Here is a 15,782-nt window from a genome sequence, read left to right on the forward strand (position 1 = left end):
TTACCCCTAATATTTTAGCTGTTTTGTAGGATCTTTCGCCATTTCTTCAAAAACATCCGCAACTCGGCAGTCTTCACACATGGCAATTCGGCGGATCGCATTGTCATCCGAGAAGTGAGAATGCCCCTTTAATTTCCCTTGAAGCATGGTAATCATTGACTTTGGAGCGAATGGTTTTTGACAACGCAAGCAGAGCGCAGGCTCATCCTTGTGTAATACGGTGACATTGGTGCGTTGCTCCTGATCCCAGTTCATTCTAGGAGTCAAGGCAAGTGCATCCTCAGGACATGCTCCCTCACACAAACCGCACTGAACACAATCTTGCTCGATAAAATTGAGTAAAGGCAGCTTGCCTTCGTTATGGATAGCCGTGGTTGGGCAAACCGCAACACACGCCATACACAAGGTGCACTTATCTGTATCGCACTCAACTGTGCCATAAGGCGCTCCTGCTGGAAGTGCGACTTGCTGCTGAAGTGGCGAGAAAGATTTCGCCAATCCATCTAATGCTTGAAAAAGTCTTGAGCGCTTATCGCCCTCAAGCTCGCCAACAGAAATACCTAAAGGTTGTTCAATCAAGGTAGGTGCCTGACGTCTCAAATCTTCTAGGTACAAGATATCAACGCAACCGGCGTTAATACCCAGTTGTCTAAGCAGAGTTTGAGCCACTGTCACTTCTTCACCTAGCACTCGAATAATAGTGGCTGGCATTCGGCGACTGGCCGCGAACAATACCTGAGTGGCGCCATTAGAAAGAGCTGCGAACCACGTATCTATACCGACAGAAGGGAGCTCATTCACCACAATAGGGATGACGTTGTCAGGCAGTGCTCTAAGCGCCATTAGGTTATAAGTTTCATGTTCTTCACTGCAGAACAGGATAATAGGCGACTTGCCACCTTGCTGATGATAGTTCTGTAACGTTCGCTCTATGTAGCCCTGAGTTTCCTGAGGATACGGAAGTGCGTATTCAATCGCGCCGGTGGGACAAGAGGTAGCACAGGTTCCAACCCCTTGGCAGAGGTATGGGTTGATCTCTATTCTATGCCCAATCTCATCGCTTCCCTCGCTGGTCAAAGCACCAGCAGGACAGGACAAGATACAGCGTTCGCACCCTTTAACACCGCGTGAGCTGTGCGCACACTTATCGGTATCTAAACGGAAAAATTTAGGCTTATCAAAGGTGCCAACCAAAGCATTGATTTCTTCTATGGCATCTTCAAGTTTGGGATAGCCTCTTCCCACAGGGAAATAACCCACAGGAGGCACTTCATTATCAATCAGTGCTTGCGGACTCAAATCTAAAATCAGGTCAAAGTACTGCTGCCCAATAGCAACGGGGGCGAGATCTATTTCAGATAGTGAATCGGGTTGTGATAGGTAAATTGAAAAGCGCCCCATATACCCGCTAAGAGAAGCTGACGAGAAGTAATAAGGGGTTATGCCACCTTGCACAGGTGAGTTTGCTGGGGTGGCGAAGGTCACCGAACTTAACCCAGAAAATTGCAGCTGAAGTGATTCAAGATCTTCAACTGCCGCAATAACCAATAAGGCACCGTGACTTTCATAACTAACGGTGGGTGGAATAAGGTTTGAGAGCTCTAACGTGTTGTTAAAGGCGTAGTTTCGCGCTTGGCCATTGCTTGAGGTCGATTGAGCCAAAAATTCCTTTAGCATTCGCATCCTGTGAGTTAGTGAATAAGCTCAGCTTACTGTTGTGAATAGTTTGCTTAAGGATTGCAGATAATTTGTAGAATCATATTAAACCCATAGAAATTTTGAGGCATTACGCAGGAAAATTTATTAACTATGTGATTTTCTTGGCAATTTTATTTTCATCTTCTCTAATTAGTGTCGATTCACCCTCATCGGAGTTGTTATCGAGACCTGAATATGTTTGCTTTTTGTTAACAGACTGAGTCTCTACAGGCTCAATTTCAGCATCACTTTCTTCAAGCTTGCCCTGCTGATTTTGCTCCTCATTCACAAGCAGTTGCGACTCATCGGTAGGCTCAAGATCTTCAGCCAACTCCTCTAGTTGCTCCACTTTCTCGCGCGTCCAATTACGAAGCTTACTGGCTACATCGGCAGATAGCGGTTTTATCTGACTAAAGTCTTGGTTGTAGTCATTGAGCTCATCGACCTCACTAAATTGCCCGCTGAAAAAGAGGCTACGCAACGCTCGTTTCTTTAACTCAGGGGCAACATCTGAAGCCAACAGCGCAGACATGGCATTGCCCTTTTTTTGCTCCTCTGAGACTTCTATTTCATCGTCTGATGTCGGTTCTTGCTCTGCAAGCTCGCTCGAATCTATGGGCTCCAAATTGGCTTCGTCGAGTTCTAGCTGCTCTTCAACTATCGCTTCAGGTTCCACCTCAAGCTGAGGATTCTCTATTTCTTCCTCAAGCTCGGCAGGTGCTGAATGCTTATGCAGCAATCTTTCAAACAATCCACGGCTCATAATGACACTCCTGATCTTCCACTATCGACTGGCACGACCCGCACCTTTACGTTTTTTACGTTTGTGCTCAATCAATTCTCCATGCCGAGCAAGATAGGCCTCCATCCATGCCTGCACTGCCAATGGTAAATCCACCGATAGCACCAGATAGTCGCCATCCAGAAAACTGCCTGCTACGCTTTGTGACACAGTAACCGAAACAAGGCTTAGCGATTCGGTATCGTTTTCCAACACCACGAACAATTTAGGGGTTTGCGAATTCAGGTTAAAACGGTAATCGGTTCTCTCATCTCTAAACAGTTGGATTTCAGCATCGATGCCCGTCTCACTCTTCGAAGGGTCTAAAAATATCTCTTCGATGTTCCAATTGCTGGTTTGCCACTTAGAGTTTTGTGTTTGATGTAGAATAATCTGACATCTAATGGGCCAATTATCTTCCGTTTTCATTGGTACCTCGTTAAGCTAAGTCATTATTATTTAAATAGTTCTACCCGAGCCAGCTCGAGTAACTGAAAGATGGGCTTTGCCCCCTCACCTTTCTACACAACACTGTTCTAGTATAGAAAAAGGAATTCTGGATGCCTAAAGCGCCCCATTTTGTTGCCGTTGGCCAACCCCCGTCTCAAACCCAGAGTGTGACTGTCTTTGATGAATATGGAGAGCCACTGAGCAAAGATATTGCTTGCGAGTGTCCCTTAACCGTTCTGCTCAACTGGCGAGAGATCGTGACTCTGATGACGCTTGGGTCTCACCCTGGTGCTCTAGTATTAGGTTATCTTAAAAATCAAAGCTTTATATCAGACCCTACCCAACTTGATTCCGTGTTGATAGATTGGGAAACAAACAGTGTGGCAGTGGTCACCAAAGAAAATACAGACTTCCTCGAAAAAGCCTTAAAAAAGAAAACTGTCACCTCGGGCTGTGGACAAGGCACCATGTACGGCAACGTAATGAAAAGCCTAGAAAATTATCAAGTGCCACAAACAAAGATCAAACAAAGTGCCCTGTATTCCACACTGATGGCGCTGACCCACTACAACGATACCTACAAAAAGGCCGGTGCCGTTCATGGCTGTGCCGTTTGCAGAGAAGGGGAAGTGGTTTCCTTTGTGGAAGATGTAGGCCGTCACAATGCTGTGGATACGCTAGCGGGTGAGATGTGGCTTAGCCAAGACACGGGGGACGATAAGATTTTCTACACCACAGGTCGACTCACCTCAGAAATGGTGATCAAAGTAGCCCAGATGGGTATCCCTACCCTGCTTTCCCGCTCTGGTGTTACCCAGATGGGTCTCGAGTTGGCAGAGCGATTTGGCATCACTATCATCGCCAGAGCCAAGGGGCTGCGTTTTCAGGTCTACCACGGGGTAGAAAAAATCGAATTTGACGGCAAGCACGCCGATAATGAAGACATCAAAAAGGATCGATAAATCTCATGTTTCTCAAACCTTTATTTCAACGCATTAAACAGTTCCAACCCACTCAAAAGCGTGCAGTATTACTGGCTGCGCTATCTTCATTAATCCTTGTTACTGCTCCAGCACATGCAGACTCAAAATCACTGCGCATGGCAACCACCACCAGCACCTATCACTCAGGCCTGCTGGATTATCTGTTGCCTACCTTCACCAAGGACACAGGGTACGAGGTTCAGTTATTGGTTACGGGATCGGGCAAAGCCTTAAAAATGGGAGAGATGGGTGATGTCGATATCGTTCTTACTCACTCGCCTAAGGCCGAAAAAGCCTTCCTTGATGCGGAATTTGGTGTCGATGCTCGCTCGGTAATGTACAACGATTTTATTTTAGTCGGCCCTAAAGATAACCCAGCTAAGCTTAGCCAAACAGATAGCGCTGCAAGCGGCTTAACTAAGATTGCCGACAGCAAGTCTGTATTTATTTCTCGCGGCGATGACTCAGGCACGCACAAAAAAGAGCTGTCATTATGGGAAGTGGGCAGCGGCACTCATGATTGGAATAACTACCGCTCTATCGGTCAAGGCATGGGGCCGACATTGAACATGAGTTCGGAATTACAAGGCTATACTTTGACTGACAGAGGCACCTGGCTTGCTTATCAAGAGGCTCTCGATCTTGCTATTTGGGTGCAAGGCGATCCTGCCCTATTCAATCAATACCAAATTATTCGTGTTAACCCGAAGCGCTACCCTGACCTAAACATTGATGGCGCTAAAGCGCTCAGTGATTGGATAGTGAGCGACAAGGCTCAACACTTGATTGACCAATTTCAGGTCAAGGGGGAGAAACTGTTTACTGCTGATGCGAAAACGTCCAACTAATGAATATTGGTGACACTACAATAGAAGCCATTAAGTTGCTTCTTAGCCTCGACCCCGCGCTGTGGAAGGTAGTCTCTATCTCCTTCAGCGTGTCGTTGTTCGCCCTCAGTTTATCCTTACTGCCTGCCATCGCCATTGCACTGCTACTGGCCTATGCGCCATTTCCTGGGCGAAATATTGTCACTTCAATAGTCAACACACTGCAGGCGGTACCGACCGTGGTCATCGGCTTATTGCTGTATATGACACTGTCGCGCTCCGGCCCCATGGGCGACTGGCAATGGTTGTTCACACAAAAGGCAATGATACTTGGACAGATACTCATCGCAATGCCTATTCTTATCTCTATGCTCCAAGCTGGGTTTCAAAGCGTCGATATGCGCAACGTCGAAACCTCCATTACCTTAGGGAAGTCTTATCCTCAGGTATTTAGAGCACTGTTATGGGAAACACGGTTTGCGTTAATTGCGGCTATTGTGACCGCATTTTCACGAATAGTCACAGAGGTCGGATGTTCCATGATGGTCGGGGGTAATATCCTAGGCCATACACGAAACATCCCAACCGCAATTGCCTTAGAGAGTTCAAGAGGCGCATTTTCACAGGGTGTGGCGTTGGGTATTGTGTTGCTGCTACTAGCACTGATACTCAATTTTGTCTTAACGTCTTTGCGTGGGCAAAGTCATCTTCGAGTCTAGAGGCGAGAATCAATGTCAATACAACTAAGAGCCCAAGATTTGTCTAAGCGCTATGATGATCGGGTTCTGTTTCACATCCCTAGCCTAACTCTGGGCCCTAGCGATGCCATCTATTTAAAAGGCCACAATGGCGTTGGTAAAACAACCTTGCTGAAGATACTTGCCGGTTTGACAACCCCGAGCAGTGGCACCATAAATGGCAATGAGATTTCAACATTCCACCGACTATTCAAACGAAAACTATTCAGAGATGTGGTGTATCTTCATCAGTCGCCTTATATGTTTGATGCAAGTTTGGTGGATAACATTCGCTATGCCTTACCCCTTACCTCTCAACAAGGTTTAAATAGTCGTACTCGAGCTATTCACGCCCTAAGACAAGTAGGACTAGAGTCCTTGGCAGACGAACACTGCTCTGTGCTTTCTGGAGGGGAAAAACAACGCCTTGCCATGGCAAGAGCTTGGATTGTTAACCCATCCATATTATTGATGGACGAACCCAGTGCATCATTGGATATGGAGTCTACACAAGGCATAGTCTCTCTCGCCAAAGACCTGCTAGACCGAGGCTCAAGTATTGTTATCACCAGTCATCAACAAAACGGGCTAACCAATCTCTGTGATACTCAGTGGAGCATAGAGAATCAGGGTCTAACCGTAACTCCTCATCTTCGAATCATCGATGAAGAAATCAAACACATCGAACCCATTACCCACAATATTTTAGGGAACTAATATGAATTCAATAAGCTGGGTCGTCCTAGCCGGAGGCCAAGCCACGCGTATGCAAGGTCAAGACAAAGGGTTAGTGGAACTCAATGAGAAACCGCTGATCGAATACGTTCTTGAGGTTCTCAAATCCCATACCGACTCTGTTTACATCAATGCCAATCGCAGCCAAGAGCGTTATCAAGAATATGCGCCGGTTTTTGCCGATCAATACCAAGGGTTTGTTGGCCCAATGGGCGGGATTCACGCTGGATTAACCCATGTCGACAGTGAATGGGTGGGTTTTGTGCCATGCGATTGCCCGCAAATTTCTCCCACTCTGATTCAACGTATGCAGCAAGAAATAAACGATGAAGATGAGATATTAGTGGCCCATGACGGTGACTTTATACAGCCCGTGTTCACTGTATTTCGTCACAGCGTACTAGAGCGATTGCAGCAGTTCCTTGATGATGGTGAACGCAAGATCATCCTCTTCTACGATCGCTGTAACACAAGACAGATCGACTTTAGCGACATCAAAGAAAGCTTTGTGAATCTTAACTCGAAGCAAGAATTACTTAAATTTAAGCAGTAACCCATGAAAATGATTCGTAACACACCAATTCTTGGCTTTGCCGCGTTTAGCGGTACGGGAAAAACGACCCTACTTGAGCAGCTTATTCCTTTGCTCACTAGCGCAGGTCTTAAGCTTGGCGTTCTTAAGCATGCTCATCACAACTTCGATATCGATCAAGAGGGTAAAGACAGCTATCGCTTGCGAAAGGCTGGCGCGACGCAAATGCACATCAGCTCACGCTATCGCAATGCCATGATTACTGAAACCCCAGACGAAGAAGCGACCTTCGAGCACCTTCTAATGCAGTTTAAGCACGATGAACTCGACTTAATTCTCATTGAAGGATTTAAGAGTCAATCGTTCCCAAAGATTGAATTGCGCCGTGAGGCTCTGCAAAACTCGTGGATGTATCCAAGTGATGACAACATCATCGCGGTTGCCACCGATATCGTTTTAGATTGCCCACTGCCAAAGTTTGACATCAACGACCTTGACGCTATCGCTGAGTTTATCGTCGCTAGAGTGAAGCCTGGCGACACCGTAGACAAGAAGCAAAGCGAAGAGAGCGTTGCTGCGTGTTGCGATACCCTCTCCCCCGCTTTTCTTTCTGTTGAGCAAGGAATAGAGCGTATATTGGATGCCGTCTCAGAGATTGAGGGACATACCCACGTAGAGGTGGATAACGCCCTGCAGCATATCTTGGCTGAAGATGTAGTATCGAACATCAACGTTCCGCAACACACCAATTCAGCAATGGATGGCTTTGCTATTCGCGATGAAGATGTGTCTGTTGAGCGCTTTGAGCTCGTTGCCGAAGTAATGGCAGGTCAAAACTATCCGCACCCTTTGCAAGCAGGCGAAGCGGTTAAGATCATGACTGGCGCACCAGTGCCTTGCAATGGCACCACCGTTGTTATGCGTGAGCAATCCGACACCTTCACGGAAGAAGGTACTCGTTTTGTCACCTTCAATGGCGCTACAGTCAAACCTGGGCAAAATGTTCGCTGTGCAGGAGAGGATCTTGCCGACGGACAAAGTGTCTTTGAGAAGGGCTGCAAAATAGGCGCCGCCGAAATGGGCATGATTGCCTCGCTAGGCATCAACCAATGCTTGGTCAAACGTAAGCTCAAGGTGGCTATATTCTCCACCGGTGATGAGGTGCAACACCCAAGTCAGTCTCAAAGAGAAAATTGCATCTACGATTCAAACCGTTATGCCCTGATTGGCCTGCTGACACAACTCAATTGTCAAATATTGGACCTTGGGATCCTTGAAGATGACCATCATCAGATCGAGAAGGCCGTCTCAGAAGCGGCGCAGAATGCGGATCTAGTCCTGACCACAGGCGGTGTCTCTGTGGGCGATGCTGATTACATCAAGGACGTACTGGAGCAAAACGGTAATATCGATTTTTGGCGTATCAATATGCGACCAGGCAGACCGCTGGCCTTTGGTAAGATTGGCGAGACACCTTTCTTTGGCCTTCCGGGTAATCCTGTTGCGACTATGGTCTCGTTCATTAACTTTGTGGAGCCGGCTATCCGCAAGATGCAAGGCGACCAGAAATGGGCTCCCAATAAACTTCGCGCATTAGCGAGTGAATCATTACGCTCTCGTCATGGACGCACTGAGTTTACGCGAGGTGTCTACAGCCTAAATGAGCAAGGCCAACTGGTTGTTCGCTCCACCGGCAAGCAAGGATCAGGCATACTGCGCTCGATGAGTGAAGCTAACTGCTTGATTGAGATTGAGCCTTTGTATGCCAAGGTTGAACAAGGTGAATTGGTTACCATCATCCCCCTGACAATCTAATTTTTCCCTCTAACGCTATTGCCAAGGGTTTCGATTTATCGAAACCCTTTTTATTATAAATTTTCATTATAATTTGGATAAGCAATGATAATTTCTTATCTTCAATATCCTTAGGTATAGTGAGCTTAATCGAATTCCACTCATACCACGCATTGGTCTGATACCAATGCCAGCGAGGATACGCCATGAAATTTCTACACACTATGCTTCGAGTTGCCGACCTGGATAAATCCATCGAGTTCTACACTAAGGTTCTGGGCATGAAGGAACTTGAGCGTCACGAAAACACTGAGTATCGCTACACGCTAGTGTTTGTTGGCTTTGCTGACAAATCAAGCTCAACCACTATTGAACTGACCTATAACTGGGATACTGATGCGTACGACCACGGTAATGCATTCGGTCATATCGCTCTTGGTGCTGACGATATCTACGCAGCGTGCGATAAAATCAAAGCGCTGGGTGGCAATGTCTCTCGTGAACCAGGTCCAGTAAAAGGCGGCGAGACTCACATCGCTTTCGTTAAAGACCCTGATGGCTACGCAATCGAACTGATCCAACTAGGCTAATTTGAGAGGAAAATAATAATGACTAACGCACTATTTCAACCGATTCAACTGGGTCCACTTTCTCTCAAGAACCGCATTGTAATGCCACCAATGACTCGCTCTCGCGCAAGTCAGCCAGGTAACATTGCTAACGATATAATGGCTCAATACTACGCACAACGCGCAGAAGCAGGCCTTATCGTTGCTGAAGGCACGCAAATCTCAGCATTGGGACAAGGCTATGCTTGGACTCCAGGTATCTACACTGAAACACAAATTGCTGGCTGGAAAAAAGTCACTGACGCTGTGCATGCGAAAGATGGCAAAATCTTCGCTCAGTTGTGGCACGTAGGTCGCGTAACGCACCCTGACAACATTGGTGGCGAGCAGCCTATCTCATCCTCTGCACTTAAAGCGGAAAATGTGAAGGTGTTCATCGACAATGGTACTGATGCACCAGGTTTTGTTGACGTTGTTGAACCGCGTGAGATGACAAAAGCGGATATCGAAATGGTGGTTGAGCAATACCGTCAAGCTGCTCTAAACGCTATCGAAGCGGGCTTTGATGGTATCGAACTGCACGCAGCAAACGGCTATTTGATTAACCAGTTTATTGACTCAGAAGCCAATAGCCGCACTGATGAATACGGTGGCTCAATTGAAAACCGTCTGCGCTTCCTTGGTGAAGTGATTACGGCAATGTCAGAAGCTATTGGTTGTGATCGCGTTGGTGTACGTCTAGCTCCATTTACTTCATTAAATGGCACTGTTGATGCAACACCGGTTGAGACTTACGTTGCCGCGGCTGCACTTCTGGACAAGCTAAACGTAGTTTACGTGCACATTGCCGAAGTCGATTGGGAAGACGCACCAGAAACACCAAAAGAGTTCAAGACTGCGGTTCGTGAAGCGTATAAAGGCGTGCTTATTTATGCGGGTCGCTACGACGCAGAAAAAGGGGCTGCAGCTATCAAAGAAAACACCACTGATATGGTTGGTTTTGGTCGTCCGTTTATTTCAAACCCAGACCTTCCTAACCGCATCAAGAAGGGGTATCCTCTAGCTTCTCATAACCCAGAAACGTTATTTGGTGGTGCAGAGCAAGGCTTAACAGACTACCCTGTCTACCAAGCTTAATCATCGCTCAACACAATCAAAACCCTGCGCTCTCGCAGGGTTTTATCGTTTTTAAGCCTACATTTGGATAACCATGAATCTTAAGGCCATCAAAGGCGAGCTGTTTCTTGTATTGGCAACCATTCTAGCTGCGATAGGTTGGATTGCCTCCAAGCTCGTTATACTCGAAGTTCCCGGCGAAGTCTTCATCACTAGTCGTTTCCTGCTCGCGAGCTTAGTTCTCTTCCCCTTCTGTTATAAAAAAGTTCTCGCACTCAAGCTAAAACAGATCATCTCTTTGCTTGGTGTAGGCTTCGTCCTAGCCCTGTCTATTCAAGTTTGGGTTTATGCGGTCTCAATCTCGACCACGTTAGCTGAGGGTGCCTTTATCATGAGTCTTGCCATGATAATTGCGCCCTTTGTATCATTGATATTGTTTCGAGTTAAACCCAACCGAGCCTTTTGGGTTGCCTTGCCTATTGCTATCTTAGGCATGGCTCTGCTGACCCTTGCCAATGGTTGGCAAGTGGATAGAAGCCAATGGTATTTCTTGTTGGCTTCGGGCCTACTGTCACTGCACTTTGTTTTAAACAAGCGTGTGATCACCAATCTCAACCCATTAACCTCTATCTGCGTGCAACTGTTTGCGGTTGGATTAATTGGTGCCATCTCGGTGGGCATTACCCAGCCGGAGGCTTTCGAATTGAATCAGCATGTCTTATTTTGGTTTGCAGTATCAACACTTATTGCCACCTCGATTCGTTATCTAGCACAAACGGTCGGTCAGTTCTCAGTCAAGATGGAAACCGCATCACTGATCATGATTTTAGAGCCCGTTTGGACACTGATGCTGAGCATCAGCATGCTAGGAGAAGTCGTCGGTGCGCAAAAGATGATGGGTGGAGGCGTTATCTTCTTGTCACTTCTGGTGTATATCAAGCTTTCGAAGAAGGGATGAGGAATTAGCTGCAAGCTATCAGCATGTCTCTTGATCACAACTCGGACTTTAGGGTATCCGTCATGTCCAAGTGCTTTTCTGGGCCGGCACTCCCGCAAGTTGTTAACAGGAATCTAGAGATGTACTCCTTCAAGATTGCCGATAAGAGACCTCGGCAATGACACGCCTTAATCTGATGGCTTATACCAATCACAGTAAGTCAGTGGTCAGAAATAGCGTAGGAAAAACGCCGGATAACAAGGCAGAACTTTTTGATAAGTCGTTATTCTACAATCAAAAATTCTAACGCCGTTATCGAGTGTTTTAACAAGCTAGGATGAGCCGTTATTTACTACGATTGGTATTAAAGTTATCGGCTTTTCACTGCCTTACTTGAACTTCCTCGGCAGATAATTTGGCTTCTCATCAGGATTACGCTCACGCTTAGCCGCAATGACTCTGTTCTTCCCAATACCGACCTTAATCTGATACCAAGTCTCAAGCAGTAGCGCCTTACCTTGGCTGGACCACCAGGTGTTATGATAGAGCTTCTTATTCGCGGCCAATACATCTGGAGAGCGATCAATGCACTCTAGAGCTAACTGATAGGCACATGCATAGGGATCGTCAGCGATCTTAGTGACTAACCCGTACTCTTTAGCCGTTTGGCTGTCGATCTCTTTGGCGGTCATCGCCATCTCTAGGGTATGGTCTTTACGCATTAACTCACGAAAGGCGATAGCTCCTCCCATATCAGGAATAAGTCCCCACTTGGCTTCCATGATAGAAAAGGTAGCGTCAGGACTCGCTATACGAAAATCACCTCCGCTAGCCAATTGCAATCCTCCCCCCCAGCAACGACCATGGATGGAGAATATCACCGGACACGGGATATCGCGCCAACCCAAGGAAAAGCGCTGAGCATCATTGGCACGGGTTGGCCACCACTTGAAGAGCAAAGAGAGCGCGCCACTTTTACTGGTTAATAAAGACTTCACATCAAGCCCAGAGCAAAAATCACTACCTGCGCCTCGCACAATCACTGCCCTCACCCGTTTATCGTTTTTCAACTCACGCGTTACGGCATTCACCGCTTTGAACATTTCCATATCAATGGCGTTGAGTTTCTCAGGACGATTAAGGCTGACTATTGCAATCTGATTATCATCAATAGTGCAGGTCACTCGAGACATATTGCTTTACCTTGCATAGTGGTCAAACCACTAAGTTATACAACTTATTAACATTTTAAAAGGTATGTATATTAATTTTCATACATAAGGCATTAGTTTTATATGCTTTATTCTTTCAAGAGCACCGTCTCTACAACCCGACTCACTCTCAAACAATACACAGAATTTACAATACGATTACTTCTTCAGCATGCAGTGTGATCAACTCGATAGATAAAGAATTCCCTCCTTTTCATCATGATGTTATGTGATGAGAAAAACACATAATCCCGATGAATAAGGGGATAATCCTTACAGGCATTTTCCAAATAACCACACAACACTATGGTCCTTTTGATTGTGCTCTAGATTGGCAGAGGTAATTAAAATGAAGATTTTCTACGAAACAAAACGAGGCAAACACAAAGGGCTTATTCAACAGCCCCATCGACATAAAAATGGTAAGTTTGCTGTAAGCAAGGCAAGGTTTGATGAAGGTTACACCTATGTCGAAAGCACTGAAGATATCTATAAATACTTGCGACAAGGCTACAAGGTAAAAGTGAGTAGTGTTGAGCCCCTCACCGCGCCAAGTCTGGTTGGCTTAGCCTCTCTTACTATCGAATAGATCATCCTCTTTATCGCTCCATAAACAAAGCCGCCCCTAGGAGTCATTCGCTCTAGGGGCGTTAGGGTGCCTACTGCCGATCAATCCGGTTCTATTAACTTGTGGTCAATCTGGCTTTGATACTCTTGTGGCTTAAATTGATTAAACCTCGGCAAGAACTTGTCCCAATCAATGATGTGACTGTCGATTTCAGGGCCATCAATACACGCATGCTTACGCACTAATTTCCCATCGAGCATCACCGGCACCATACAAGCGCCGCACATGCCAGTAGCATCAACCATAATTGAATTAAGACTCGCTACACAGGGCACCGAGAAGCCCTTAGTCAGGTCACTCACCGCGCGCATCATCATAGGCGGGCCAATGGTAATCACCTCTGAAACCTCAGCTTCCTTGGTGCTTTTATGGGCAATCATCATCTGCTCAAGCGGTGTGGTGACAAAGCCTTTGATGCCAAGACTGCCATCATTGCTGGCATAGATAATTTTTAGGTGCTCAGGATAGTGCTCACGCACGCTCTCTAATCGACCACCTAGCTCTGTCCAAAAGCTGTGCGACTTGCCCCGAAATCCAGAAATAAGCGTCACCTGATTACCTATCTCTAGATGCGCTCTCAAGATAGGAAATACCGCAGGTAAGCCTACGCCACCCGCGGTGAAAACCACTCTTCCGCGATGCTCTGTGACCTGACTGGCTTGGCCTAGAGGACCCGCCACAGCGCAGAAACTATCACCAACCTGCATTTTATTGATCAGTTTAGAGCTGCTTCCTAGCCCCTGAATAACAAGATCAATAGTCCCTTCAGTCGCATTCCAGTCAGCTAGCGTTAGCGGTATCAACTCCCCCTTCTCATCACTCAATACCCGTACAAACTGCCCCGCCCTAGCGGACTGTGCAATTAACGGCGCTTTAATGGTGAACTCGACAATCTCATCGGTTAACTGTTTACGCTTAACGATCTTGGCTGGCGTCTGACCCAGTTCGGTATAACGGCTGGCACTCTCCACGAGACCTTGCAGCTCTTGGGTATTGAAGTCCAAGTTTGCCATTATCTCGCGTGCAGCGGCCTGCCCATCACCTGCCGCCTTGATGGCCGTTGAGCCACCTCTTGTAGCATCACCACCACTATATACCCCCTCTATTGAGGTTTGCTGCGAGTCTTTGTCCAGCAGCAAGGTTCCCCATTTTGAGGTGTTGAGATCGGGGTTGGCATCTTTCACGATAGGGTTAGAGCTATTGCCTAAAGCCATAATGGCAAAGTCCACTTTGATGAACTCTTGCTTACCTGTTACTTGAGGGCGACGACGACCTGATGCATCAGGCTTACCTAACTCCATCACATCTAGCGTGGCACTGCTGAGTAGATGATTTTTGTCACCATGAAACTCACACGGTGCACGCAATTCCTTAAGCTGAATACCCTCTTCTAGTGCATGATGAAGCTCTTCAACTCTTGCGGGCATCTCTTGCTCAGTTCGTCGATAGACTATGGTGACATTGGCGCCTAATCGACATGCCGTGCGCGCGGCATCCATTGCGGTATTGCCGCCACCTAGGATCATCACCTCTTTATCTTGCATTTGGGGTAGAGGTGTTTCGTAGTCCGCTAGGTTGGCATGCATAAGATTTACACGGGTAAGAAACTCATTGGCTGACATAATATTGAGTAAGTGTTCGCCGGGGACATTCATAAACCTAGGCAATCCTGCTCCGGTTCCCACAAAGATCCGCACAAATCCCGCTTTCTTAAGATCGCTCAAAGCCGCGGTTTTACCCACGATATAGTTAGTGACAAATCGCCCACCAAGGGCCTTGATTTTATCAACCACATCGTCAATCAATTGGTTGGGTAATCGAAACTCTGGAATGCCATAACGTAGCACTCCGCCCAGGGCATGAAAGGCCTCAAACACGGTAACAGGGTGACCTTCCTTAGCCAGCAAGTAGGCGTTAATAAGACCCGATGGCCCAGAACCCACAATAGCGATTGGTGGCTTGGTGGCCAAGACCCAAGGGTTGTGGGTTATTTCCGCTGCGGAGCCTGCATTTTTGAGCTCGCGCTCACGCTGAGGCAAAAACCACTCTAGCTGACCGATTTCAATGGGTTTATCGTTGTGCGTACACACCCCTTGGCACTGCAACTCTTGCGGGCACACTCGGCCTGTAACGTTAGGTAGAGGGTTCGCATCTCGAATCATCTCAAAGGCTTCTTTCAATCGGCCCTCTCCCATCAGATTGAGTACCTGCGGAATATGGATCTTAACAGGACAACCGCCTTCGACTTCCGCTTTTGAGGAGCCTTGTCTGTCGCACTGAGGCACGCCGATTTCACATGGGCGGTCTTCACATTGCTTGTCTCTTAGTACCTCAAGCCAAACAAACAACTCAACCTCACGCAGGTTATACCCCAATCCCATATAGCCAAGGTACCCCTGGCTAACTAAATCAAAATCCTTACGTCTCTCTTCTGCAGGACGCACATAAGGGGGAATATTATTACTGCCCGGCCATCCCTTTGATAAGCCCTCAAACATGGGATATCGAGCACTAAGATGTCGGTCGATACCTCGTACAAAAGCACGCTTCTGCTTAAGAGGCACGCGCCATAAATAGCGCTGCAGCGTAATACTGAGTTCGTCATCTACGAGCAGCAGATCCCATAGCTTTTCTACAAACGAAGCCGAGAGTTCTCCATACTTCAACGCCGCTTGAATCGCCTGCATGCTCTCATCAATCACCATTTGCTGAAAGCGCTTGGGGTCTTTGCGCATTCGCTGCTCTAGCAGCGTTTGTTGAGCCTTACTGATTGTCGAAACCATG

15 protein-coding genes are annotated in these 15,782 nt (G+C 47.0%); 10 read left to right on the top strand and 5 right to left on the bottom strand.

The genetic code is table 11. The features are described from left to right. Positions 1 to 6 precede the first annotated feature (6 nt). The 3 genes from D5I41_RS16460 to D5I41_RS16470 all read right to left on the bottom strand — a co-directional run bounded on the left by D5I41_RS16460 (position 7) and on the right by D5I41_RS16470 (position 2,908). Positions 7 to 1,677 carry a 4Fe-4S dicluster domain-containing protein gene (locus D5I41_RS16460; RefSeq protein ID WP_119010737.1) on the bottom strand — a complete coding sequence of 557 codons (1,671 nt, stop codon included), beginning with the start codon at positions 1,675 to 1,677 and terminating at the stop codon, positions 7 to 9. Between the two features lie 130 nt (positions 1,678 to 1,807). After that, on the bottom strand, positions 1,808 to 2,461 hold the full coding sequence (locus D5I41_RS16465; protein WP_119010738.1) for a DUF3306 domain-containing protein: 654 nt from the start codon (positions 2,459 to 2,461) through the stop codon (positions 1,808 to 1,810). Positions 2,462 to 2,482: 21 nt separating this feature from the next. Then, a complete protein-coding gene (locus D5I41_RS16470; protein ID WP_119010739.1) occupies positions 2,483 to 2,908 on the bottom strand; it encodes a DUF3305 domain-containing protein in 426 nt (141 codons plus the stop codon). Between the two features lie 131 nt (positions 2,909 to 3,039). Here D5I41_RS16470 and D5I41_RS16475 point away from each other — a divergent pair, with 131 nt between their 5' ends. The 9 genes from D5I41_RS16475 (at position 3,040) to D5I41_RS16520 (ending at position 11,180) form a co-directional block, all read left to right on the top strand. After that, complete coding sequence (locus D5I41_RS16475; protein ID WP_119010740.1) at positions 3,040 to 3,891, top strand: formate dehydrogenase accessory sulfurtransferase FdhD; 852 nt, start codon at positions 3,040 to 3,042, stop codon at positions 3,889 to 3,891. 5 nt (positions 3,892 to 3,896) lie between these two features. Continuing rightward, positions 3,897 to 4,760: an ABC transporter substrate-binding protein gene (locus tag D5I41_RS16480; RefSeq protein ID WP_119010741.1), complete on the top strand. Its 864-nt coding sequence runs from the start codon at positions 3,897 to 3,899 to the stop codon at positions 4,758 to 4,760. After that, positions 4,760 to 5,458 (top strand): ABC transporter permease, encoded by a 699-nt coding sequence (locus D5I41_RS16485; protein WP_017027602.1) that lies wholly within the window; start codon positions 4,760 to 4,762, stop codon positions 5,456 to 5,458. The genes D5I41_RS16480 and D5I41_RS16485 overlap by 1 nt, the downstream gene beginning before the upstream one ends. 12 nt (positions 5,459 to 5,470) lie before the next feature. After that, entirely contained in the window at positions 5,471 to 6,193 is a 723-nt protein-coding gene (locus D5I41_RS16490) for an ABC transporter ATP-binding protein (protein ID WP_119010742.1), read from the top strand. A 1-nt stretch (position 6,194) separates the two neighbouring features. Then, complete coding sequence (mobA, locus tag D5I41_RS16495) at positions 6,195 to 6,764, top strand: molybdenum cofactor guanylyltransferase MobA (protein WP_119010743.1); 570 nt, start codon at positions 6,195 to 6,197, stop codon at positions 6,762 to 6,764. A gap of 3 nt (positions 6,765 to 6,767) precedes the next feature. After that, complete coding sequence (locus tag D5I41_RS16500) at positions 6,768 to 8,558, top strand: bifunctional molybdopterin-guanine dinucleotide biosynthesis adaptor protein MobB/molybdopterin molybdotransferase MoeA (protein ID WP_119010744.1); 1,791 nt, start codon at positions 6,768 to 6,770, stop codon at positions 8,556 to 8,558. Positions 8,559 to 8,743: 185 nt separating this feature from the next. After that, positions 8,744 to 9,127, top strand: a complete 384-nt coding sequence (gene gloA, locus D5I41_RS16510) for a lactoylglutathione lyase (protein WP_119010746.1) — start codon at positions 8,744 to 8,746, stop codon at positions 9,125 to 9,127. An 18-nt stretch (positions 9,128 to 9,145) separates the two neighbouring features. After that, positions 9,146 to 10,243, top strand: a complete 1,098-nt coding sequence (locus D5I41_RS16515; RefSeq protein ID WP_119010747.1) for an alkene reductase — start codon at positions 9,146 to 9,148, stop codon at positions 10,241 to 10,243. 73 nt (positions 10,244 to 10,316) lie between these two features. After that, entirely contained in the window at positions 10,317 to 11,180 is an 864-nt protein-coding gene (locus D5I41_RS16520; RefSeq protein WP_119010748.1) for a DMT family transporter, read from the top strand. 368 nt (positions 11,181 to 11,548) lie between these two features. Here D5I41_RS16520 and D5I41_RS16525 read toward each other — a convergent pair whose 3' ends face one another. Next, on the bottom strand, positions 11,549 to 12,352 hold the full coding sequence (locus D5I41_RS16525; protein WP_119010749.1) for a crotonase/enoyl-CoA hydratase family protein: 804 nt from the start codon (positions 12,350 to 12,352) through the stop codon (positions 11,549 to 11,551). A 367-nt stretch (positions 12,353 to 12,719) separates the two neighbouring features. Here D5I41_RS16525 and D5I41_RS16530 point away from each other — a divergent pair, with 367 nt between their 5' ends. Then, positions 12,720 to 12,959, top strand: coding sequence for a hypothetical protein (locus D5I41_RS16530; RefSeq protein WP_017027611.1), 240 nt, complete (start codon positions 12,720 to 12,722; stop codon positions 12,957 to 12,959). Between the two features lie 80 nt (positions 12,960 to 13,039). Here D5I41_RS16530 and D5I41_RS16535 read toward each other — a convergent pair whose 3' ends face one another. Beyond that, on the bottom strand, positions 13,040 to 15,781 hold the full coding sequence (locus D5I41_RS16535; protein WP_119010750.1) for a sulfide/dihydroorotate dehydrogenase-like FAD/NAD-binding protein: 2,742 nt from the start codon (positions 15,779 to 15,781) through the stop codon (positions 13,040 to 13,042). Position 15,782: the final 1 nt, after the last annotated feature.

This window comes from Vibrio superstes, assembly GCF_003569005.1.
In the GTDB taxonomy this organism is placed as follows: domain Bacteria; phylum Pseudomonadota; class Gammaproteobacteria; order Enterobacterales; family Vibrionaceae; genus Vibrio; species Vibrio superstes.